The following is a 20,893-nucleotide window of genomic DNA, read 5'->3' as shown; positions in this document are numbered from 1 at the left end:
CAACCTACCGTCGTGGCGACAATGGCGACATGCGTCGCGTCGCGCCAGTACTCCCGACCGACCGGGTCGTGCGGATCGCGGTGCTCGTCCTCGTCGGCGTCGCGCTGGTCGCCGGCACCGCCGCCATCTGGTACGGCGTGGTCACGACCGTCGATCCCGCCACTCACGAACCGCCCATGTACGCACCGCCGTCGGCCGACCCCGCCTTGTCCGGAATGCCGTCCGCTCCATAGAGTGTCCGGACACCACGACGTGGTGACACGACATTCCTCCAGGGTGCCCACCCTGCGTGGCGCACCCGGGTGGGGCGGCGGGCCCGCGCCGCCCCACCCCCCAGCGCTGTAACGCCCGTCCCAGATCGGCCGGTCCGGTCGGCCGTACCGCATAAGCTTCTGGGTGTGCGCCGCTATCCCCACCGACCCGTACCGGAGCCGCTCGACACCAACTCGGTGCCGGTGGTGCTGACCGGCATCGCGCTGTGGGTGGTCGCCGGCCTGATCCTGCTGCTACGGCACGCCCAGTTCGCCCGCGCCGGCCACGGCTGGTGGCTGTGGACCTGCGTCGCCGGCATCGTCATCGGCTTCGCCCTCATCGGGTACGAGGTGCACCGGCGCGCCCGCCGCCGGTCCGCCGAGAAGCCCGCCGAGCCGGCGAGCGCGCGCTGACGCCGCTCAGAGTTCGCTGAGCAGCGGCACGTCGAGCAGGTCGGCCACCGCCACCGGCACGTCACCGCCGGCCACCGGACGCCGGTCACCCAGCCGGTCCAGCAACCACGGCTGGTCGAGTACGACCGCGTCGGCGGCGTCCACCACGGTGCCGGGCGCGACGCGTACCCGGTCGGGCGGGGGAATGTCACGGCCGGCGAGCGCCTGCGCCAGCCGCGGGTAGACGACCGACAGCAGTTCGGGCACAGCCGTACGGGACGGGTCGCCGAGCCGGCGCAGCAGGTCCTCCGCCACCGCCGGATCCCCGGCCGCCGCGGCCAGCAGGTCCGCCAGACCCCGGTGCGCACCCAGGAGTACGGCGATGTCGGGGTCGCCGGGCGCCTCGTCGTACAGGCCGGTCAGTTCGCTGTCGCCGACCCGGCACTCGGCCGGGCGCCGGCCACCCAGCACCGGACGGCGGGACAGCCACCAGCGCGTGTACCCGGGCACCGCGATCCGCTCCCCGTCCGCCGTACGCAGCAGGCAGTCGGCGGCCAGCACCGTACGCAGCGGCTCCGCCGACAGCGCCGCGAGCGCCGCCGGCCACGCGTCGTCGCGTACCAGATCGAGGTCGCACACGGCGCGCACCCGCTCGATCCGCAGCCCGGCCGGATCGACGTCGCCGGCCAGCTCACGTACCGCGGCGGCCCAGCCCGCGGCGTCGTCGAGATCGAGGCCCGCGACGTCCACCAGATCCACGTCCGCCTCGTCCAGCACCGGGAACGTGTCCAGCACACCGACCGCGAGTACGGCGGCGCGGTCCAGATCCGCGTCGAGCCGACCGTACGGGGCGTCCTCGGCGAGCACGCCGTCCAGCCGGCCACCCGGCAGCAGCAACTCCCCCGCCGGGTACCAGCCCGGATCGGTACCGTCCAGCGCGCGCCCCGGCAACGCCAGATCCGCCAGCCACGGCACGCTCCCCGGCGCCGGACCCGCCGCGGCCACCAGATCCAACACCGCGTCCGCCACCGGCGCCGGATCCTCCGCGTCCACCGAGTCGACCACCGCGGCACGTACCCGGTCGTCGGACAGGACCGTCGACGGCGACGCCGGCATCGCACCCAACCGCGCCAACAGCGGATGCACCGCATCGGCGTGCGCCACCAGCAACCCCAGCCCGCCCAGGCTCGCCGGCAACGGCACCTCGTCCGGCAGCAGCACCCGGGACGGGCCCGTCACCGTCCGACCATCCGCCAGCGGTACCGGCAGGGCGGCGAGCGCCTCCCGCTCACCCACGTCCAACGGCGCCGCGGCGAGCCCCTCGTACAGGGCGCGCCACCACGCCGGCGGACGCTCCACCCCGGTCAACGCCGCCACGATCTCCGGCATCCCGAGCCGGCGGACACCCAACGGCGGCAACGCCACGGACCACCAACCCGCCGGCAACAACCCGTCCAGTACTCCCGCCAGCGGGGCCACGAGCGCGTCCGGCACGACCACCGCGCGGGACGGGCGTACGCGGCGGCCGTCGGCGGTCGGGAGGAATGCGCGGGTCCGCAGTTCCTCGGACAGGGCGTCGCGGAGGGCTGCCGACAGCTTGGCCGGCGCGAAACCGGGGCGGGGAAGCAGATCCAGGACCGCGGGGGTGTCGGCGAGGCTGGCGATCAGGTCTGCGGACGACTCGGCGGCTCGGGCGACCAGGAAGTCGGTGAGCGGGCCCTCGGGGATGCGGCGGCGGGCCGTGTCCAGCGGGAACGTACCGATCAGGCGGACGGGGAGGCCGAGCGGTTCGTCCGACGGGGTGGGGGCGTGGATGAACTGGTCGGTGAGGGGGACGGGGGCTGCCGTGGGGGCCGGTGGCTCAGTTGTGCTTTGCAACTGTTCAATTGTGTCATTGTCCAATTGTTCAACTGTCTCATTGTTCAACTGTTGAACAATGACACCGTCGGACAATGTGACAGAGCGCGTCGGAACAGCCACCGTCACACTCCACTGTGGACGACCCCGTTCCTCCAGCGGCCGGCCTTCCATCAACCCACCCGGCACGTCCCCGTACGCCGAGGCCACCCGCCACCGCACGACCCCGTCACCGTCGGTCACCAGTACGTCGTCGCCGTCGTCGGCCCGCCGTACCACCCGCCCGTCGATGTCCACAGTGGACAGTCCGGCCAGCCCGAGCAGCAACGCCGGGTCGAACCCGGCCAGCGCGGCACGTACCGCGGCGAGCGCGGCGGCGTCCCGCAGCGGCAGGTACACCTCGCTGTCGTACCCGTCGGGTGGTGGTGTGGCGGCGGGCCAGGGCAGGCGCAGCACGGGCACCTGCCCGTCGCGTCGTGCCACCTCGTCCGCGAGGTGCGGTACGTCCCGCACCACGGCGCGGGTGTCGCCGGCGGAGAACCGTACGCCGCCGGTGGTGGAGCGGAGTTCGGGTGCGTCGGTGACGGCGAGGACGGCGGAGAAGCCGACGCCGAAGCGGCCGACGGTGGCCTCGTCGCGTTTGGCGGAGGCGCGCAGCGAGGTGAGGGAGTCGACGCCGGCGGTGTCGAGCGGGGCGCCGGTGTTGGCGGCGGACAGCGCCCCCGCACCGTCCGATGTGGACACCAGGGCCACCCGCATCCGCCCCGGTACGCCAGCGCGGGTGGCGGCGTCCGCGGCGTTCTGGGCGAGTTCGACGAGGAGGCGGTCGGCGTAACCGCCGAGGTACAGGTCCTCTTCGGCGTTCGCGTCCTCACGGAACCGGGTCGGCGACGACGACCAGGCGGTCAGGATCGCGGCGCGCCGCGCGTCGGTCCCGTACGGGTCAGACACGTTCCACGGACGCGTCGTCGTACACGGTGGTGAGGGCGTCGACGGTGGCGGCCTCGGCGACCACCTCGGAGTGCGCGCCGCAGCCGTGGTCGGCGCTGACGACGCGGCCGTCGTCGGGGGCGAACAGGTTGCCGCAGACGCCGAAGATGGCGCGCAGCGAGCCGGCGACCGGCAGGTAGAACCCGCAGGTGCCGCAGCGGGCGTCGGCGGGGGCGGCCTTGGCGATGGCGGCGGACGGCCCGGCGTCCCCCTCGTACCAGCGCTCGGCGGTGTCGAGGCGGCCCGGCCGGCTCATCACGCGCAGGCGGCCGAGGCCGAGCTCGGTGGCGGTCTCCTCGACGGCCGGATCGTCCGACTCCAGGTACGCCGGGGCGAGGCGGTCGTCGTCCGCCTCGGTCGGCATCAGGTCGCCGACGCCGAGGTCTCCGGGGCGCACCCGCTCCTGCCACGGAACCCAGGACGGCGCGAGGATCGCGTCCGGGCCGGGCAGCAGGTTCGTCTCGCAGACGGTGACGATCTTGCTGCGGGCGATGCGCGTCACGGTCACCGCGTACCGCCAGCCGCGGTAGCCGGGGAGCAGGCACTCGAACAGGTGCGTCACGAGCCGCTCGCCCTCGGCGCGGGCGCCGAGGTGGTCGCCGACGGACGCGTCGTCGGCGAGGTCGGTCTCGACGAGCGCGGCCCGGGCCAGATCCACCGCGTCGGCGCAGGTGGCGTCCAGCCGGACGGATCGGCGCCGGGGTGCGGGGCTCTGGGGTTCGGACTCACTCGTCACTCCGGTATTGTCCCGCGCGCCACGCCCCCGCGTACGCCGGCCCCCGCCGATGCTGTGGTTCGGCGCGGTGATGCGTCAGGATGGGTGTCATGCCCGCGCTGAGTCCTGTCGCCACCGCCGCGCGGGTCGTCCTGCGCGGCGGTCGGGCCGCCCTCGACGGTACGGAGCGGCTCGGCCGGTTCGCCGTCGGACATGTCCGTACGGCGCGGGACAAGGGCGGCGCCGGCGACGTCGGCATGATCCGGCTGCTCGACCTGCACGCCGCGTCCTGCGCGGGTGACGCGCTCGTCGCGATCGGGCTCGCCGGCACGATCTTCTTCGCCGGCGCGACCAGCGACGCCCGCGCCAAGGTCGCGCTGTACCTGCTGGTCACGATGGCGCCGTTCGCGTTGCTGGCGCCGGTCGTCGGCCCGGTGCTGGACCGCTTCCGCCACGGCCGGCGGTACGCGTTGGCGGTGACGATGCTCGGCCGCGCGTTCCTGGCCTGGGTGATCTCCGACCAGATGCACACGTTCGCGCTCTACCCGGCGGCGTTCGGCGTCCTGGTCCTCTCCCGGTCGTACGGGGTGGCCCGGTCGGCGGCGGTGCCCCGGCTGCTGCCACCCGGGCTCGGGCTGGTCGAGGCCGGTGCCCGCGCGTCGCTGTTCGGCACCGTCGCCGGCGCCGTACTCGGTGGGGTCGGGTTGGTCGCCGCGTGGTTCGGTCCGCAGTGGCCGCTGCGCCTGGCGACGGTGGTGTTCGTGCTGGGCATGATCGTGGCGCTGCGGCTGCCACCGCGCGCCGACTCCGAGCCGCCCGAGACGCCGCCCCGCGTCTTCCAGGTCTTCCGTACACACGGGGTCAAGGTGCTGTCCGGCAAGCTGCTGTGGGCCGCGCTCGCCGGCAGCGCCACCCTCCGCGCCGGGTACGGGTTCCTCACCCTGTTCCTCGCCTTCCGGGTACGCGACGGCGACTTCGCGCTGCGCATAGGCTCGTACCACGTCCCGCAGTACGCGATGCTGGGGTTGGTGGTGGGTGGGCTCGGTGTCGGGTCGTTCCTGGCGACCGCGGTGTGCACGCGGCTCACCATCCGCCGCCCGCTGCTGATCCAGTCCGTCGGGCTGGCGGCGACCGCGCTCGCCGGCATCGGCGCCGCCCTCCTCTACGGTGTCTGGACGGTCGCCGCGTTGTGCCTGGTCACGGCGTTCGCGAGCGGGGTGGCGAAGCTGTCGGTCGACGCGGTCATCCAGGAACGGATGCCGGAGAAGCTGCGGGCGTCGGCGTTCTCGCACTCGGAGACGCTGCTGATGCTGGCGTTCGTCCTCGGCGGGGCGATCGGGCTGCTGCCGCTGCCCGGCCGGGTCGGTACCGCGATACTCGCGGCCGGCGTGGTCGCCGCGGCGGTCCGGGTCGGCTGGTGGGCCTGGCAGCTCCGGGCCCAGCGGCTCCGCGGCGTGATCGGCCCCGACGAACAGCCCACCGTACGGGTCGCGCCGCGGTCACCGGTGCCCGACGGCACCCGCCCCGACCCCACCGCCGACAAGACCCGCCCCATGGCTGCCGACCGGACCCGCCCGATGCCCGCCGAGACGACCCGACCGATGCCCGCGGAGCCCGCGGGTACGGCGCCGGACCCGACCCGGCGGATGCCCGGTACCGCCGACGAACCCGCGGACGACCGGACCACCGAGCCGATCGTCCCGCCCGGCTACCACCTGTACCGTCCGGGCCGCCGCACCCCGCCGCCCTGACCGCCACGTACCGGGGCGACGAGCCGGGCGGGGGCGTGGCGGGTGACAGATATCGGGCGGACGGCGCCGGAAGTACCAGTTCGACCGGTTGGTGGGGGGAGCCGGTGAGGGGGCACCGAGGGTGCGCTTGAATGAGGGACATGCTCCCACGCCTCCTCATCGCGACGGCGGTTCCCGCCGAGCGGGACGCGGTCCGGGCCGGGCTCGGCGAGGGGACCGTGTACCCGGATCCGCTCTCCCCGGACGCCACCGACCTGGACCTGGTCGTCGTCGGCGTCGGACCGGCCGCGGCGGCGGCCGCCACCGCCCGGCGGATCGTGCTCGCCGAGTCCGAGGGCGCGCCGTACTCGGCGGTCCTGAGTGTCGGCGTCGCCGGCGGCTTCCCCGGCCGGATCGAGATCGGCGACGTGGTGCTCGGTACCGCGGCCGTCGCCGCCGACCTGGGGGTGGACTCGCCGGACGGGTTCCTGTCCGTCGACACCCTCGGCTTCGGTACGGCGACGCTGCCCGCCGACCCTAACCTCGTACACCTGCCCAAGTTCCGTACCGGGAAGGTGTTGACCGTGACCACCGGTACGGGCACCGCCGAGCGGGCCGCGGAACTCGCCGCCCGGCACCCCGACGCGCTCGCCGAGGCCATGGAGGGGTACGGCGTGGCCAGCGCGGCGCACCAGGCGGGCCTGCCGTACTCGGAGATCCGGGCCATCTCGAACATGATCGGCCCGCGCGACACGAGCGCCTGGCGGATGGACCTCGCGCTCGGCGCCCTCACCGAGGTCTTCGCCATCCGCGAATCGGTATGACACCCCACCCGGAGGTCGGAACAGCATGACGTCGCTGGCGTTCTCCCCCTGCCCGAACGACACGTTCGTGTTCCACGCGCTGACGCACGGCCTCGTGCCGGGCGCGCCGGACTTCGACGTCACGTACGCGGACATCGACGTGACCAACCGGTCCGCCGAACAGGGCGCGTACGACCTGGTCAAGGTGAGCTACGCGGCGCTGCCCTGGCTCCTCGACAGGTACGAGCTGCTGCCGTGCGGCGGGGCGCTCGGCCGCGGGTGCGGACCGCTCGTGCTCACCCGCGACGCCACCGACCCCGGCGTACTGCGCGGCGCCACGGTGGCGGTGCCGAGCGACCGGTCCACCGCGTACCTGCTGTTCCGGCTGTGGGCGGTGGACGTGACGCCCGCCGCGATCAAGGTCGTCCCGTTCGACACGATCATGCCGGGCGTCGCCGACGGCACGTACGACGCGGGCCTCGTCATCCACGAGGCGCGCTTCACGTACCAGCGGCACGGCCTCACCAAGCTCGCCGACCTCGGCGAATGGTGGGAGGCCAGCACCGGCCTGCCGATCCCCCTCGGCGCCATCCTCGCCCGCCGCGGCACCGTCGACCCGGCCGCCGCCACCGACTGGATCCGCGCCTCCGTGCGGTACGCCTGGGACCACCCCGGCGCGAGCGCCGAGTACGTCCTCGCGCACGCGCAGGAGATGGACCCCGCCGTCGCGCGCCAGCACATCGACCTGTACGTCAACGAGTTCACCGCCGACCTCGGCGACCAGGGCTACGCCGCCGCCGACGCCCTCCTCACCCGAGCCGCCGACGCCGGCTTCGTCCCCGCCCTCCCCCGCCCCCTCCGCTGAGCCCCCGCTCCGCCCGTCGCCGGCCCCGCCCGAAGTGCCGGGGCCACCGCCCGCAAAGCGCGCAGCACCAAGCGAATCCGCCACCACCCGGCTCCGCCCGAAGGGCCGGAGCCGGCGGGACTGATGCCATGCCAGGTTCAACGGTGATGTGGGGGGACGTGAGCGAGGCGAGCTCCGTTCGTTCGCGGGCAAGGCGGGACGGGGCGCCGTGTGCGTCAGCACACAAGTCCCGGTCCGACGCAGTCCAGCGGACGAACGGAGCCGCCGCAGCGCCCCCGAGCTCGAAGCTAGGCTTCGAGCTCGCGCGCGACGGCGTGGACCAGCTCCGCGATCTTGGCGGAGGACTTGCGGTCGGGGTAGCGGCCGCGGCGCAGCTCCGGCTGGACCTTGGCCTCCAGTACCTTGATCATGTCCTCGACGAGACCGTGCAGCTCCTCGGGCGGGCGGCGGCGGAGTTCGGCGAGGGACGGCGGCGCGTCGAGCAGCCGTACCGAGAGGGCCTGGTTGCCGCGGCGGCTCTCGACGACGCCGAACTCGACCTTCTGACCGGGCTTGAGCGCCGCCGTGCCGGCCGGCAGCGCGGCCTTGTGCACGAAGACGTCGCCGCCGTCGTCCTGGGTCAGGAAGCCGAAGCCCTTGGCCTCGTCGTACCACTTGACACGCCCGGTGGGCACCGCGCACCTCATATCTCGTCTGCGACGGGAGAGGCCCGGACGGGTGTCGCCGGTGCCTCTCGCGGGCGGCACGCGCGCCGCCCGGGACGTCAAGATTATCCGCCGGACACACCTGCTGGCGACCGAGCTTCCGGCGGAACGTCAGCGGTACCGGGACGGCTCCGTGAGCAGCTCGTTCATCGCGCCGGAGCGGAATCCGCGGTCGTCGACGGTGACGGTGCCGAAGTCGTCGAGCGCGGCGAGCAGGTCGGTACGCGCGGCCACTGCCGGCACGAGTTCCCGGTCGACCTCGACGCGCGCGCCGGCGTCGCCGAGGTCGCGTACGCGCAGGTTGCGGACGGGGATGCCGGCGTCGGTGAGCGCCGCGCGGAGGGTGGCCTCGGCGCGTTCGACGCGGCGGAGCCGGTCCGGGCTGATCTGGATCCCGTACGCGATGCGGCTGGACAGGCACGCGGCGGCCGGCTTGTCCCAGGTGGACAGGCCGAGTTCGCGTGACGCGTGCCGGATCTGGGCCTTGGTGAGGCCGGCGTCGCGCAGCGGGGTGACGGCGCCGCGCTCGTGCGCCGCGCGGATGCCGGGCCGGAACCCGGCGACGGCGTCGTCGGCGTTGGTACCGGTGGCGACGTGCGGCATGCCGAGTTCGGCGGCGAGCGGGCCGAGCGTGTCGAGCAGTTCGGCCTTGCAGAAGTAGCACCGGTCGCCGGCGTTCGCCCGGTAGCCGTCGCGGGCCATCTCGTCGGTACGCGGGGTCAGGTGCCGTACGCCGAGGCCGGCGGCGAACTCGGCCGCCGCGGTCAGCTCGCTGTCGGGCAGGCTCGGGGACACGGCGGTCGCGGCGACCACGTTGTCGGGGCCGAGTACGCGGGCGGCCTCGGCGAGCAGGAACGCCGAGTCGGCGCCGCCGGAGAACGCCACCAGCAGCGTGCCCAGCCCGGCCAGGTGGTCGCGCAGCGCGGCCAGCCGCCGCCCCCGCAGGTACTCGTCGAGTACGGCGGGGAAGGCGGTCAGGTCGTCGAGGACGACGTCGGCGCCGGCCGCGGCCAGTTCCTCGGCGGTGATGCCGCCGGTGGCGACCCCGACCGTGTACACGCCGGCCTGCCTACCTGCGGCGATGTCCGCGGTGTGGTCCCCGACGTACACGCTGGCGGCGTGCTCGGTGAGCGCGGTCGCCTTGCCGCCGGCCCACGCCGAGCCGATCAGTTCGGCCACGTCGAAGCCGGCCGCGTCGAGGTGACGGCGCGCACCGTCCGGGTGCTTCGCGGTGACCACGATGGACCGGCCGTGCTGCGCGCGTACCGCGGCGAGGGACTCGACGACGCCGGGCAGCACCTGCTGCTCCGCGACGAACCGCGGGTAGATCTCGCGGTAGCGGTCGACGATCGCCGGCACCTGCTCGGCGGGGAACCAGTTGCCCAGCTCGTCCGGCAGGGGCGGGCCGAGCCGGCTCACCACCAGGTCGACGTCGATGTCGACGCCGCTCTCCGCCGCCAGCACCCGGTACGCCGCGCCGATCACCGGTCGGGTGTCCAGCAGCGTCATGTCCAGATCGAACCCGACCACGAGCGGCGGCAACGCGTGCGGCGCCGCCGGAGCGGTGGTCCCCTGGTGCGGCCCGTGCCGATCGGCTGCGTTCATGGGAACGAGCCTACGCACGGCCGGCGGTACGCCTAGCCCGCTGTGTCGGGGGCCACGGCGAACGTGGCGTGCAGCAGGTCGGGGCGGTTGGTGATGATGCCGTCGACGCCGTTGGCGATCAGCCGGGACATCTCCGCGGGGTCGTCGACGGTCCACACGTTGACCGCCATGCCCCACTGGTGCACCGACTCCACGTACTCCGCGGTGGCGGCCGAGCGCGGCGGGTTCACGTGGTCCACGAACCCCGCGTACGCGGAGAGCTGCGCCACGTCGGGCGCGCCGAGCAGGCCCACCGGGATCCGCGGCAGCAGCGACCGCAGCGCGCGCATGAACTCCCAGTCGAAGCTCTGCACGATCATCCGACCCGACAACCATCCCGCGTACGCCGAGCGCAGCTCCGCGACGATCTGCTCCGCGATCCCCGGGTACTCGCCGGGTGCCTTGACCTCCAGCAGTACGCGGAGGTCGCGCTGGGCGAACAGGTCCATCGCCTCGTCGAACGTGGGGATCCGCTCGCCCGCGTGGCGCGGGTCGCGCCAGCCGCCCGCGTCGAGCCGGCGCAGCTCGGCGAGCGTGAAGTCGCTCACCGGCGCCTCGGCGCGCTCCGGGAACAGCTCCGCCACGTTCGTCGTACGCGCGGGCGACGGGTCGTGCATCACCACGAGATGGCCGTCGGCCGTACGCCGGACGTCCAGCTCCACGACGTGCGCCCCGTGTGTCGCGGCCGCCTCGAAGGCGGCCATGGTGTTCTCCGGGGCCAGGCCGGACGCACCGCGGTGCGCGTAGTTGACCACCCGCAGCGCCTCGGGCGCCAGGACCGTACCGGGCATCGCCCGCTCCTCACCAGAACGCTGACCGTGCATGAAGAGTGCGCCCACTCGGTGTACGGACAGTTACGACACGACCGAGGGTGGGTGAACCGGTGGGGTCCGCACCGACCCCGGACCGGACCCGCCGGACAGCGGGACAGGAGGTCAGACTGCGTCGTGCTCGGCGGGCAGCTGGTACACGATCTGGTCGACCGGGAGCGGGAACGCGAGGTCCTCCCCGAACGGCGAGCCGGCACCGGCCCGGTCCGAGAACATCTCCGAAACCGGCAGGTGGCCCGGCTTGACCGGCTGGCCACCCTGCTCCGGATCGACGTCGGTCTGCAGCGCCATGTCTCCTCCTCACACCGCACGACGCGGCAAAGTCTCGCACACGACGCTACCCGGGAAGTCCGCCGGCCCAGGACGTCCGGCGGTGTGAGGCTCTACCGTTGGCAGGCGATGCCCACCACACTCGTCGACCACCTGCGCCGGATGTCCGACAACGACCTCGGCGCGCTGCTCGCCGCCCGCCCGGACCTGGCCGTACCGGTGCCGGGCGACCTGTCCGCGCTGGCGTCCCGGATGCAGTCCCGGCTGTCGCTGGCGCGTGCCCTGGAGGGGCTCGACCGGTTCACCCTGGAGATCCTCGACGCGCTCCGGCTGGCCACCGAGGAGACCGGCACCACACCGCTGGCCGCCGTACTCGACCTGGCCGCGTCCGTACCGGCGGACCGGGTGCACGCCGCCGTGGACACCCTGCGCGGCCTCGCCGTGGCGTACGGGGAGGACGACGCGGTGGCCGTCGCCCGCGGCGTCACCGAACTCTGCTCGCCGTACCCGGCGGGGCTGGGTCGGCCCGCGCTCGAACTCGACCCGGAGACGGCCATGCTCGCCGCGGATCCGGCCCGGCTGCGGCGCGAGCTGCTCGCCGCGCCGCCCGAGTCCCGCGCCGTACTCGACCGGCTCGCCGCCGGCCCGCCCGTCGGTACCGTCCGCGAGGCGGGGCCGGACACGCCGGTCGGCTGGCTGCTCGACCACCACCTGCTCGTCGCCGAACGGCTCGACACCGTCCAGCTGCCCCGCGAGATCGGCCTGCTGCTGCGCCGCGACGTCGGCCCGCTCGGCGTCCTGCACCCCGACCCGCCGACCCCCGACGCGACGGTACGGCCGGCCGACGCGGTCGACGCCGCCGGCGCCGGCCAGGTCATGGAGGCCGTACGGCTCACCGCGGCGCTGTGCGACGCGCTCGCCGCCGAACCCGCACCCGTACTCAAGGCCGGCGGCATCGGCGTCCGCGACCTGCGGCGGTTGGCGCGCGCCGTGGACTGCGCCGAACCCGTCGCCGCGCTGCTGCTCGAACTCGCCCGCGAGACGCAGCTCGTCACCGACGCGGAGACCGCCGACGGCCCCGTCTGGCTGCCGACCCGCGGGTACGACGACTGGCGGCTCAGCACGCCGTCCGCCCGCTGGCTGCGGCTCGCCACCTGCTGGCTCGGCATGGCCCGGCAACCCAGCCTGATCGGTACCCGGGACGACAAGGACAGGCCGGTCAACGCGCTGTCCGGCGAGGTCGCGCGGATGTCCGCCCCGGTACTCCGGCGCGCCCCGCTCGCCGCCCTCGCCGACCTGCCCGCCGGCAGCGCACCCGGCCAGGACGACCTCGTCGACCTGCTCGCCTGGCGTACGCCCCGGCGGGGTGGTCCGCAGGCCGGCCGCGCCACCCGCGCCGCGCTGCAGGAGGCCGCCACCCTCGGCGTCACCGGCCGCGACGCGCTCACCAGCTACGGCCGGCTGCTGCTCGCCGACGAGCCGGCCGAACCCGACCCGCTCGGCATCGACGTCACCGACCCGGCCGACGGGCCCGCCGCGATCCTCGACGCGCTGCTGCCCGCGCCCGTCGACCACGTCCTCGTCCAGGCCGACCTGACCGTCGTCGTACCGGGGCCGCCGGATCCGGCCCTCGCCGCCGAACTCGACCTCGTCGCGGACACCGAGTCCGCCGGCCACGCCACCGTCTACCGGGTCACCGCCGACAGCGTCCGGCGCGCCCTCGACGCCGGCATGGCCGCCGCGGACCTGCACGCCCTGTTCGCCCAGCGCTCCACCACCCCCGTCCCGCAGTCCCTCACGTACCTGGTGGACGACGTGGCGCGGCGGCACGGCGGCCTGCGCACCGGCGGCTGCGCGGCGTACGTGCGGAGCGACGACACCGCGCTGATCGCCGAACTCCGCGCCGACCGGCGGCTCGCCCCGCTCGCGCTGCGCGAGATCGCGCCGACCGTACTCGTCACCCCGTTCGCGCCGCACCGGCTGCTCGATCTGCTGCGCTCGGCGGGATTCGCGCCCGTACCGGAGGATGCCACCGGGGTCGTGCTCACCCACCGGCCCGACCAGCTCCGCGCCGCGGCCACCACCCGGCTGCGCCCCACCCCGCGCGAGCTGCCCACCACCCTCAGCGCGGACCAGATCGACCAGGTCGTCGCCACCGTCCGGCACGGCGACCACCTCGCCCGTACGACCCGGCGGGCGCCGACGCCCGACCCGCGCACCACCACCGACGCCCTCGCCACCCTGCGCCTCGCCATCCGCGACAAGACCACCGTCTGGGTCACGTACGTCGACTCGCACGGCGGCAGCGCGTCCCGTCTCGTACGCCCCATCTCCATCGGCGCCGGCTACCTCCGCGCCGCCGACGACCGCACCGAGACCCTGCACACCTTCTCCCTGGCCCGCATCACCTCCACCACCCGCCCCTGATCCGTTACGCGCCACGGCCGTTCGTACGACCGGATCCTGGTCCCCGCCCACTGACCCCAAACCCGTTGGTACACAAGGATCTGGGCGGCGGAGCCAAGTCGGATCGGCGTACGGGACTTGGGTCGGTGACGAGAGGCGAACGCGAAAGCATCCGCCTACTTCGTGGGGGTTTCCAAAGGGGGCTCCGCCCCCTTTGGCAGGAGAGAGCGCGAGAGAGGACAGCGTCCTCTCTCGCATCCCCATGCCCCGGCACGGGGCAACCAACACCGGGGTAGAAGCAGCACAGCCGTTGCACGGCACCACATCCACCCGAACGAGCGCCAAACCCCCGGCCGGAGGCCCGCCCACCGCCGGGGTCGGGGCTAGTGCCGAGCCCGGGGTCCGGGTCGGTGGGTCGGGTTCGGAGGCCCGGGCCGGACGCCGGGGCCGGGCGCGGGACAGCGCCAGGCCGGGACCAGTGCCGGGTCAGGGCCCGGGGCCGGGGCCGGGACGCCGGGCCGAGGACACCGCCCGGCGCGTACACCATCAGGTGGACACGAACGGATCCCGCTCCCAGGACTCGCGGTCGACGAGCACGTCGTCCCCCTCCCGCAGCACCGTCTCCGGCCGCAGCGGCACCAACCCGCCGTCGCGCCGGACGAACGTCACCCACACCCCTTCCTCGCGGGCGAGTTCGGCGACGGTGGCGCCTTCGGCGGGCGATCCGACCTCGACGGTGTGGGTGGTCAGCGCGGCGGGTTCCTGGCGGAACCGCATCCCGGCGACCCACGGTTCCGGCGGTACGGAGCGCATCGGCACCCGGCCCCAGCGCCCGACGAGCGGTACCAGCCCGCCCTGCACGATCACGGAGAAGGCCACCACCACGAAGATCACGTCGTACACGCGGGTGGTGTCGGGGAGTCCGGCGCCGACGATGAACGTGCCGAGCAGGATGGGCACCGCGCCCTTCAACCCGGCCCACAGCACGAATCCGCGTTCGCCACGGGTGAGCCGTACCGGGAGGAGGACGAGGCCGACGAGTACCGGGCGGATGACGAGGGCGAGCAGGACGGCGAGCACCAGGCCGACGAGCCACGCGTCGCCGTCGCCGAGGGTACGCAGCTGCACGGTGAGCCCGAGGATCACGAACGCGACGATCTCGCCGAGGCTGGCCAGCGCGCCGTGCACCCGCTGTACGTCCCCGCGGAACGGGATGCGCGCGTCGCCGAGCATGATCCCCGCGACGAACACGGCGAGGAAGCCGGACCCGTGCGCGACGGTGGCGAGGCCGTACAGGGCGAGGGCGGAGGCGAGCGTACGCACCGGGTAGAGCGCGGCGGACGGCAGCGACACCCGGCGGCAGAACCACACGAGGCCGAGCCCGCCGAGTACACCGATCGCGCCGCCGATGACCATCTGCTCGACGAACGTCAGCACCCCGGTACCCACGGCGGACCAGCCGCCGCTGCTCGTCGCGGCGAGAATGCTGACCATCAGCGCGATGCCGACGGGGTCGTTCGCGCCGGACTCGCCCTCCAGCAGCGTGCCGGACCGCCCCAGCACCTCGCGCTTGCCGAGTACGGAGAAGACGACGGCCGGGTCGGTGGGCGCCAGGGCGGTACCGATCAGCAGCGCCATCCGCCAGTCCAGCCCCAGCAGGTAGTGCGCGGCGGCGGCCGCCGCGGCCGCGGTGACGAGCGTGCCGACGACGCCCAGCCACACCACCGCCCCCGCGGTACGCCGCAGCGCGCCCCAGCCCATGTTCATGCCGCCGTCGAACAGCAGCAGTACGAGGGCGACGGTGACGATCTGCTCGACCGTGTCGACCGGCATCCGGCCCAGCCACGGGAACAGGTCCGCCACGACCGCCGCGCCGATCAGGAACAGCGCCGGCGCCGGTACGCGGATCCGTTCGGTGAGGCGGTTGGACAGCACGGCGGCGAGGAGGGCCAGGGCCACCAGCAGGACCACGGCACCGAACCGCTCGGCGTCGTTCATCGGATCATCACGGCGCAACTCCGGGGCAACGAACGGGGACGGACCGCCGACCAGACTTCCCGGCACACCGGTCGCAATCCTAACGGATCACTGTCGCCCCGGCCGCTGTCGCCGCGCCCCCAGCCGGAACGCGCCGACCGCCGACACCGCCACCAGCAGCCCGAACACCACACCGAACGCCTCGACCGCCGATTCCCGCGGCGCGGTGCCCATCCCCTGCCAGAACACCAGGAAGCACGTCAGCAGCAACGCGGCGACCGCGAGCCCCGCGACCGGTAGCACCCACCGCGGCGGATCCCAGGACAGATCGTCGGACGCGGCCTCGTGCGGCACGGCTGCGGCGGAAGCCGCCGGCACGTACGTGGCCGGGACCGACTCGCCCTCTCCCGGATACGCCACGCTCGCAGTATCGTCCGCCGCGCCGGTCCGCGTCCCACCCGTTGCGGATTTCGACGGCCACACGGACCGTACGAGGCCCGCTAGGGTCCGTCCGTGCGGATCGTCGCCGGCCGGACGGGTCGGCCGGGGATCCGCGGGTGTCTGGTTTGCCACCCGCCGGGCGTACCCGGTGCGGCTCACGACGGAGGCGGCACGATGCGCGGTGTGCACGACGGGGGCGGCACGGTTCACGGCGGCGGCATCGTACGCGGCCTGCTCGGACTCGTCGCGGTACTCGCGCTGGCGGTCGGCGCCGTCGCGCAGCTCGCCCCGCCCCGCCCCGCGGCGGCGGACGCCCCCGCGGACACGTTCAGCGCGGCGCGGGCGTACCGGCACGTGCAGCGGCTGGGGTCGGCGACGCACCCGACCGGCTCGGCCGCCGCGGCCCGCAACCGGCGGTACCTGGTGGACACGCTGGCGTCGTACGGGATCGCCGCGCACGTGGAGCACGCCGTCGGCCGCAACACCGACGACGCGACCGGCACGCTGCTCGCGGACGTACACGACGTGGTGGCGACGATCCCGGGGCGCGCGCCGACCGGACGCGTCATCCTCGTCGCCCACACCGACTCGGTACGCGTCGGGCCGGGTGGCTCGGACGACGGCGCGGGCAGCGCGGCGCTGTTGGAGACCGCCCGGGCGCTGCTGCACGGCCCGCGCCCCCGCAACGACGTGGTCCTGGTGTTCACCGACGCGGAGGAGGCGTGCCTGTGCGGCGCCGCCGCGTACGTGGCGCAGCACCGCGCGCAGGCCCGGGACTCCGTCGTACTGAACCTGGAGGCGCGCGGCAGCGGCGGCCCTGTCGTCATGTTCGAGACGTCCCGCGGCAACGCCGACCTGGTGTCCACGTTCGCGTCCGCGCCGTACCCGCTGGGTACGTCCGTCGCGGTCGAGATCTACCGGAAACTGCCGAACGACACGGACTTCACGATGTTCCGCGAGGCCGGCTTCGCCGGGCTGAACTCCGCGTACCTGGACGGGTCGGCCGTCTACCACACGCCGCTGGACACGCCCGCCGCGATGGACCGCGGCAGCCTCCAGCAGCACGGCGCGAACGCGCTCGCGCTGACCCGCGCGTTCGGCGGGAAGGACCTGCGCGCGCCGCGGTCCGGCCCGGACGCCACGTACTTCTCGGTCTTCGGCCTGCTGGTCCGCTACCCGGGCGCGCTCACCTGGCCGCTCGCGGTCCTCGCCGTCCTGCTCGTCGCCGCCCTCGTGCTGCTCGCCCGCCGGCGGGTTCCGGTCCGCCGGGTCGCCGCCGCCACCGCCCTCCTCGTACTCCCGGTCGCCGTCGCCGCCGGCCTCGCGCAGGGCGGCTGGGCGCTGCTCACCGCGTTGCGCCCCGGGTACGCGGGGATGATGACCGGCGACCCCTACCACCCCGGCTGGTACCGGATCGCCGTCGTGCTGCTCACCCTCGCCGTCCTCACCGCCTGGTACGTGCCGCTGCGCCGCCGGTTCGGCCTCGCCTGCGCGTACGCGGGGCTGGTGTGGCTGGCGCTGCTCGGCGTGCTGCTCGCCGCGACCGTCCCCGGCGGCGCGTACCTGACGGTCCTGCCGGCACTGTTCGGCGCGGCCGGCTGCCTCGCGGCGCTGCGGTGGCCGCGCTGGTCGCCCCTCGCGTACGCGGTCGGCGCGGTGCCCGCGGCGGTGCTCCTGGCACCCACCGTTGCGCTGCTGTTCCCCGCGCTCGGGCTGACGCTCGCCGCGGCCGGCGCGCTGCTCGTCCTGTTCGCCGGCCTCGCGCTCCTGCCCCTCCTGCACGACCTCCTGCCAACCCCGGCCGCCCCGTCCGTCGCGGATCCGGCCGCGAATGCCGTTTCCGCGGGCGGCGCGGGCGGCGCGGGCGGGCAGGGCGTACCGGCGCGGTGGGCGGCGGCGGTCCCGGCCGGGCTGCTCGTCCTGGCGCTCGTCGCGGGCGCGGTCGGGTACGCGCGGTCCGGGTTCGACGCGGCGCACCCCGAGCCGGCGCACCTGACGTACGCGCTGGACGCGGACAGCGGGCGGGCGATCTGGGCCAGCTCGCAGCCGACCGGCGGGCACGGCGCCGCGCAGACCTGGCTGGCCCGGTACGTGGGGGCCACACGGTCCACTGTGGACAACCGCTTTCCGGTACTGGGCAACCGATCCGGCGGCCGGATGCGTACCGGGCGGGCCACCGCGGCGGACCTGCCCGCGCCGACGCTGACCGTGCGCTCCACCGGCGCACCGGACGCCGACGGGTACCGGACGGTGCGGTTGTGGCTGGCGTCGCCGCGGCACGCCCCGATCCTCGGCTTGTACCTGCCGCGCGGCGTCAACGTCCGCGCCGCCACCGTCGCCGGCCAACCCGTCCCGGTACTCCACGGCGAGCGGTGGGCGGTCGCGGCCACCGTCTTCGCCGTACCGGCGGAGGGTGTCGCGGTGACGGTGACGCTGCGCGGGCCGGCGCGGGCCCGGATCCTGGACGAGAGCGACGGTCTCACCGACCTCCCCGGGTACCGGCCGCGCCCGGCCGGGGTGGGCGTCGCGCCCGCCCACGACGCGGACGAGGCGGTGGTGGCACGCACCGTGACGCTACCCGCCGGCCCCTAACCGTCCTCTTGCCCTTTTCAGCGAACTCCTAGGTGTGGGCCAGCTTCAGTGCAGGAACGGGGGCCAGAGTCATACGTGTAAGTCAGCCGGCACGAACAACCGGATGGGTCGCTGGGGGTAGCGATTCCACACGGTGACGGCCGCGTCCCTGATGGGGATCCAGGGGCGCTTCGAGCCGGTGCCACCGCAGGGGCGCGAGGATTGCGGTGGCACCGGCGGCCGGCTGTTGAGGGCCTGACAGCCTGGCTGCCAGCACCTCTTGACCAGGTCGGCCTGGCCACAAGGTCGGCCCGGTCGGTGGCCGCCGGTCCGGACGGACCGTTTCTTCCTCCCAATGGCTCGTACCAGGCCGGCGGCGGCTGCCCGCGTCCGGCGGCGGACGTTCACCGGCGCGCGAGGCACTATGGAGAGTCCGCGTCATTCGCAGGAGGCTCCGCGTGTCCGATGGCCCGCTGATCGTGCAGTCCGACAAGACCCTGCTGTTGGAGGTCGAGCACCCCGACGCGCACGCCTGCCGGATGGCGATCGCGCCGTTCGCCGAGCTGGAGCGCTCGCCCGAGCACGTCCACACGTACCGGATCACGCCGCTCGGGTTGTGGAACGCGCGGGCCGCCGGGCACGACGCGGAGAGCGTGGTCGACGCCCTCATCCGCTTCTCGCGCTACCCCGTGCCGCACGCGCTGCTCGTCGACGTCGCCGAGACCATGGACCGGTACGGTCGGCTCCAGCTGCTCAACGACCCCGCGCACGGTCTCGTACTCCGTGGTCTGGACCGGGCCGTCCTGGTCGAGGTGTCCAAGTCGAAGAAGCTCGCCGGGATGCTCGGCGGCAGCGTCGCCGACGACACGATCCTGGTGCACCCGTCCGAGCGCGGCCGGCTCAAGCAGGCCCTGCTCAAGCTGGGCTGGCCGGCCGAGGACCTCGCCGGGTACGTGGACGGCGAGCAGCACCCGATCGCGCTCGACGAGTCCAGCTGGGAGCTGCGGCCGTACCAGCGGCAGGCGGCCGAGTCGTTCTGGGCGGGCGGTTCCGGCGTGGTGGTGCTGCCGTGCGGCGCGGGCAAGACGCTGGTCGGCGCGGCCGCGATGGCGGAGGCGCAGGCCACCACGCTGATCCTGGTCACGAACACGGTCGCCGGCCGGCAGTGGAAGCGCGAGCTGGTCGCCCGCACGTCGCTCACCGAGGACGAGATCGGCGAGTACTCAGGCGAGCGCAAGGAGATCCGCCCCGTCACGATCGCCACGTACCAGGTGCTCACGGCACGGCGGAAGGGCGCCTACCCGCACCTCGACCTGTTCGGCGCGCGCGACTGGGGCCTCGTCATCTACGACGAGGTGCACCTGCTGCCGGCGCCGATCTTCCGGTTCACCGCCGACCTCCAGGCCCGCCGCCGCCTCGGCCTCACCGCCACCCTCGTACGCGAGGACGGCCGGGAGGGCGACGTCTTCTCCCTCATCGGCCCCAAGCGGTACGACGCGCCGTGGAAGGACATCGAGGCGCAGGGCTGGATCGCGCCGGCCGAGTGCGTCGAGGTGCGGGTGACCCTCACCGACGCCGAGCGCATGGCGTACGCGACGGCCGAGCCCGACGAGCGTTACCGGATGGCCGCCACCGCCCGTACCAAGGTGCCCGTGGTGGAGGCGCTCGTCGCGCGGCACCCGGGCGAGCAGGTGCTCGTCATCGGCGCGTACCTGGACCAGCTCGACATGCTCGCCGCCGACCTCGACGTACCGGTGATCGAGGGGAAGACGACCAACCGCGAGCGCGAGCGACTGTTCGACGCGTTCCGTTCCGGCGAGATCCGCACGCTCGCCGTGTCCAAGGTCGCCAACTTCTCCATCGACCTGCCGGAGGCCGCGGTCGCCATCCAGGTGTCCGGCACGTTCGGCTCCCGCCAGGAGGAGGCGCAGCGCCTCGGCCGCGTCCTGCGCCCGAAGGCCGACGGCCGCCAGGCGCACTTCTACACCGTCGTCTCCCGCGACACCATCGACTCCGAGTACGCCGCGCACCGCCAGCGCTTCCTCGCCGAGCAGGGCTACGCGTACACGATCATGGACGCCGACGACGTCCTCGGCCCCGCCCTCCCCGAAGTACACGACGAAGACTGACCCCCAGGTACGCCACCGCCAAGCCGGCCAGGTGACCCCCAGCACAGGCAGCACAGCCAGGCAGCCCGCCGCGAAGCGGCCGGGCGAACAAAAGGGGCTGGCCCGCCGCGAAGCGGCCGGGCACAAGGCACCCGGCCGGGTCGCGAGCCGACGTGGGGGTGCTGGGGGCTACGCCCCCGGCGCGGGGTCCGGGGGCTGCGCCCCCGGAAAGCAGGACGAGGAGACAAGGCCCGAGCGTTCCGCGGGCACACTGCCCCCTCGACGAAGTGCCGCGTCGCCCCGGCCCCTGCCCCAGCGCCTGGGGCCGGGGCGACGCG

General features: G+C 74.4%; 16 protein-coding genes. 8 read left to right on the top strand and 8 right to left on the bottom strand.

What is annotated here, in order from left to right; genetic code table 11:
- Positions 1-29 precede the first annotated feature (29 nt).
- Positions 30-233 carry a hypothetical protein gene (locus Aru02nite_RS23150; protein WP_203661108.1) on the top strand — a complete coding sequence of 68 codons (204 nt, stop codon included), beginning with the start codon at positions 30-32 and terminating at the stop codon, positions 231-233.
- 165 nt (positions 234-398) lie between these two features.
- Positions 399-665: a DUF2530 domain-containing protein gene (locus tag Aru02nite_RS23145; RefSeq protein ID WP_203661106.1), complete on the top strand. Its 267-nt coding sequence runs from the start codon at positions 399-401 to the stop codon at positions 663-665.
- Between the two features lie 6 nt (positions 666-671).
- Here the strand turns inward: Aru02nite_RS23145 and Aru02nite_RS23140 are convergent, their stop codons facing one another.
- Together Aru02nite_RS23140 and Aru02nite_RS23135 are read right to left on the bottom strand one after the other, a co-directional pair.
- A complete protein-coding gene (locus Aru02nite_RS23140) occupies positions 672-3,452 on the bottom strand; it encodes a sacsin N-terminal ATP-binding-like domain-containing protein (protein ID WP_203661104.1) in 2,781 nt (926 codons plus the stop codon).
- Positions 3,445-4,227, bottom strand: a complete 783-nt coding sequence (locus Aru02nite_RS23135; RefSeq protein ID WP_203661102.1) for a DUF3027 domain-containing protein — start codon at positions 4,225-4,227, stop codon at positions 3,445-3,447. The genes Aru02nite_RS23140 and Aru02nite_RS23135 overlap by 8 nt, the downstream gene beginning before the upstream one ends.
- Positions 4,228-4,316: 89 nt before the next feature.
- Here Aru02nite_RS23135 and Aru02nite_RS23130 point away from each other — a divergent pair, with 89 nt between their 5' ends.
- From Aru02nite_RS23130 to Aru02nite_RS23120, 3 genes are all read left to right on the top strand, one after another.
- Positions 4,317-5,957 carry an MFS transporter gene (locus Aru02nite_RS23130; RefSeq protein WP_239076886.1) on the top strand — a complete coding sequence of 547 codons (1,641 nt, stop codon included), beginning with the start codon at positions 4,317-4,319 and terminating at the stop codon, positions 5,955-5,957.
- Positions 5,958-6,097: 140 nt separating this feature from the next.
- Positions 6,098-6,760 carry a futalosine hydrolase gene (locus tag Aru02nite_RS23125; protein ID WP_203661193.1) on the top strand — a complete coding sequence of 221 codons (663 nt, stop codon included), beginning with the start codon at positions 6,098-6,100 and terminating at the stop codon, positions 6,758-6,760.
- A 25-nt stretch (positions 6,761-6,785) separates the two neighbouring features.
- Positions 6,786-7,604 carry a 1,4-dihydroxy-6-naphtoate synthase gene (locus Aru02nite_RS23120; protein WP_203661098.1) on the top strand — a complete coding sequence of 273 codons (819 nt, stop codon included), beginning with the start codon at positions 6,786-6,788 and terminating at the stop codon, positions 7,602-7,604.
- 287 nt (positions 7,605-7,891) lie between these two features.
- Here the strand turns inward: Aru02nite_RS23120 and Aru02nite_RS37295 are convergent, their stop codons facing one another.
- The 4 genes from Aru02nite_RS37295 to Aru02nite_RS23100 form a co-directional block, all read right to left on the bottom strand.
- Positions 7,892-8,278, bottom strand: a complete 387-nt coding sequence (locus tag Aru02nite_RS37295) for a cold-shock protein (protein WP_203661096.1) — start codon at positions 8,276-8,278, stop codon at positions 7,892-7,894.
- A 141-nt stretch (positions 8,279-8,419) separates the two neighbouring features.
- The gene (gene larE / locus Aru02nite_RS37480; protein WP_203661094.1) at positions 8,420-9,913 is read right to left on the bottom strand and encodes an ATP-dependent sacrificial sulfur transferase LarE; all 1,494 of its coding nucleotides are present in this window, start codon (positions 9,911-9,913) and stop codon (positions 8,420-8,422) included.
- A gap of 32 nt (positions 9,914-9,945) precedes the next feature.
- The gene (locus Aru02nite_RS23105; RefSeq protein WP_203661092.1) at positions 9,946-10,743 is read right to left on the bottom strand and encodes a glycerophosphodiester phosphodiesterase; all 798 of its coding nucleotides are present in this window, start codon (positions 10,741-10,743) and stop codon (positions 9,946-9,948) included.
- A gap of 144 nt (positions 10,744-10,887) precedes the next feature.
- Positions 10,888-11,073: a hypothetical protein gene (locus tag Aru02nite_RS23100; protein ID WP_203661090.1), complete on the bottom strand. Its 186-nt coding sequence runs from the start codon at positions 11,071-11,073 to the stop codon at positions 10,888-10,890.
- Between the two features lie 108 nt (positions 11,074-11,181).
- On the opposite strand from Aru02nite_RS23100, the gene Aru02nite_RS23095 reads away from it, so the two are divergent.
- Positions 11,182-13,479, top strand: coding sequence for a helicase-associated domain-containing protein (locus tag Aru02nite_RS23095; RefSeq protein ID WP_203661088.1), 2,298 nt, complete (start codon positions 11,182-11,184; stop codon positions 13,477-13,479).
- A 525-nt stretch (positions 13,480-14,004) separates the two neighbouring features.
- Here the strand turns inward: Aru02nite_RS23095 and Aru02nite_RS23090 are convergent.
- Together Aru02nite_RS23090 and Aru02nite_RS23085 are read right to left on the bottom strand one after the other, a co-directional pair.
- Entirely contained in the window at positions 14,005-15,456 is a 1,452-nt protein-coding gene (locus Aru02nite_RS23090) for a cation:proton antiporter domain-containing protein (protein WP_203661086.1), read from the bottom strand.
- An 87-nt stretch (positions 15,457-15,543) separates the two neighbouring features.
- The gene (locus tag Aru02nite_RS23085; protein ID WP_203661084.1) at positions 15,544-15,855 is read right to left on the bottom strand and encodes a hypothetical protein; all 312 of its coding nucleotides are present in this window, start codon (positions 15,853-15,855) and stop codon (positions 15,544-15,546) included.
- A 195-nt stretch (positions 15,856-16,050) separates the two neighbouring features.
- Here Aru02nite_RS23085 and Aru02nite_RS23080 point away from each other — a divergent pair, with 195 nt between their 5' ends.
- Both Aru02nite_RS23080 and Aru02nite_RS23075 read left to right on the top strand, forming a co-directional pair.
- A complete protein-coding gene (locus Aru02nite_RS23080) occupies positions 16,051-18,468 on the top strand; it encodes a M28 family peptidase (RefSeq protein WP_203661082.1) in 2,418 nt (805 codons plus the stop codon).
- A 437-nt stretch (positions 18,469-18,905) separates the two neighbouring features.
- Positions 18,906-20,576 (top strand): DNA repair helicase XPB, encoded by a 1,671-nt coding sequence (locus tag Aru02nite_RS23075; RefSeq protein ID WP_203661080.1) that lies wholly within the window; start codon positions 18,906-18,908, stop codon positions 20,574-20,576.
- The last annotated feature ends 317 nt before the right edge of the window (positions 20,577-20,893 follow it).

Source organism: Actinocatenispora rupis, assembly GCF_016861975.1.
GTDB lineage: Bacteria > Actinomycetota > Actinomycetes > Mycobacteriales > Micromonosporaceae > Actinocatenispora > Actinocatenispora rupis.
The sequence above is the reverse complement of the archived record's forward strand: the minus strand, read 5'-3'. Positions and strand labels throughout refer to the sequence as shown.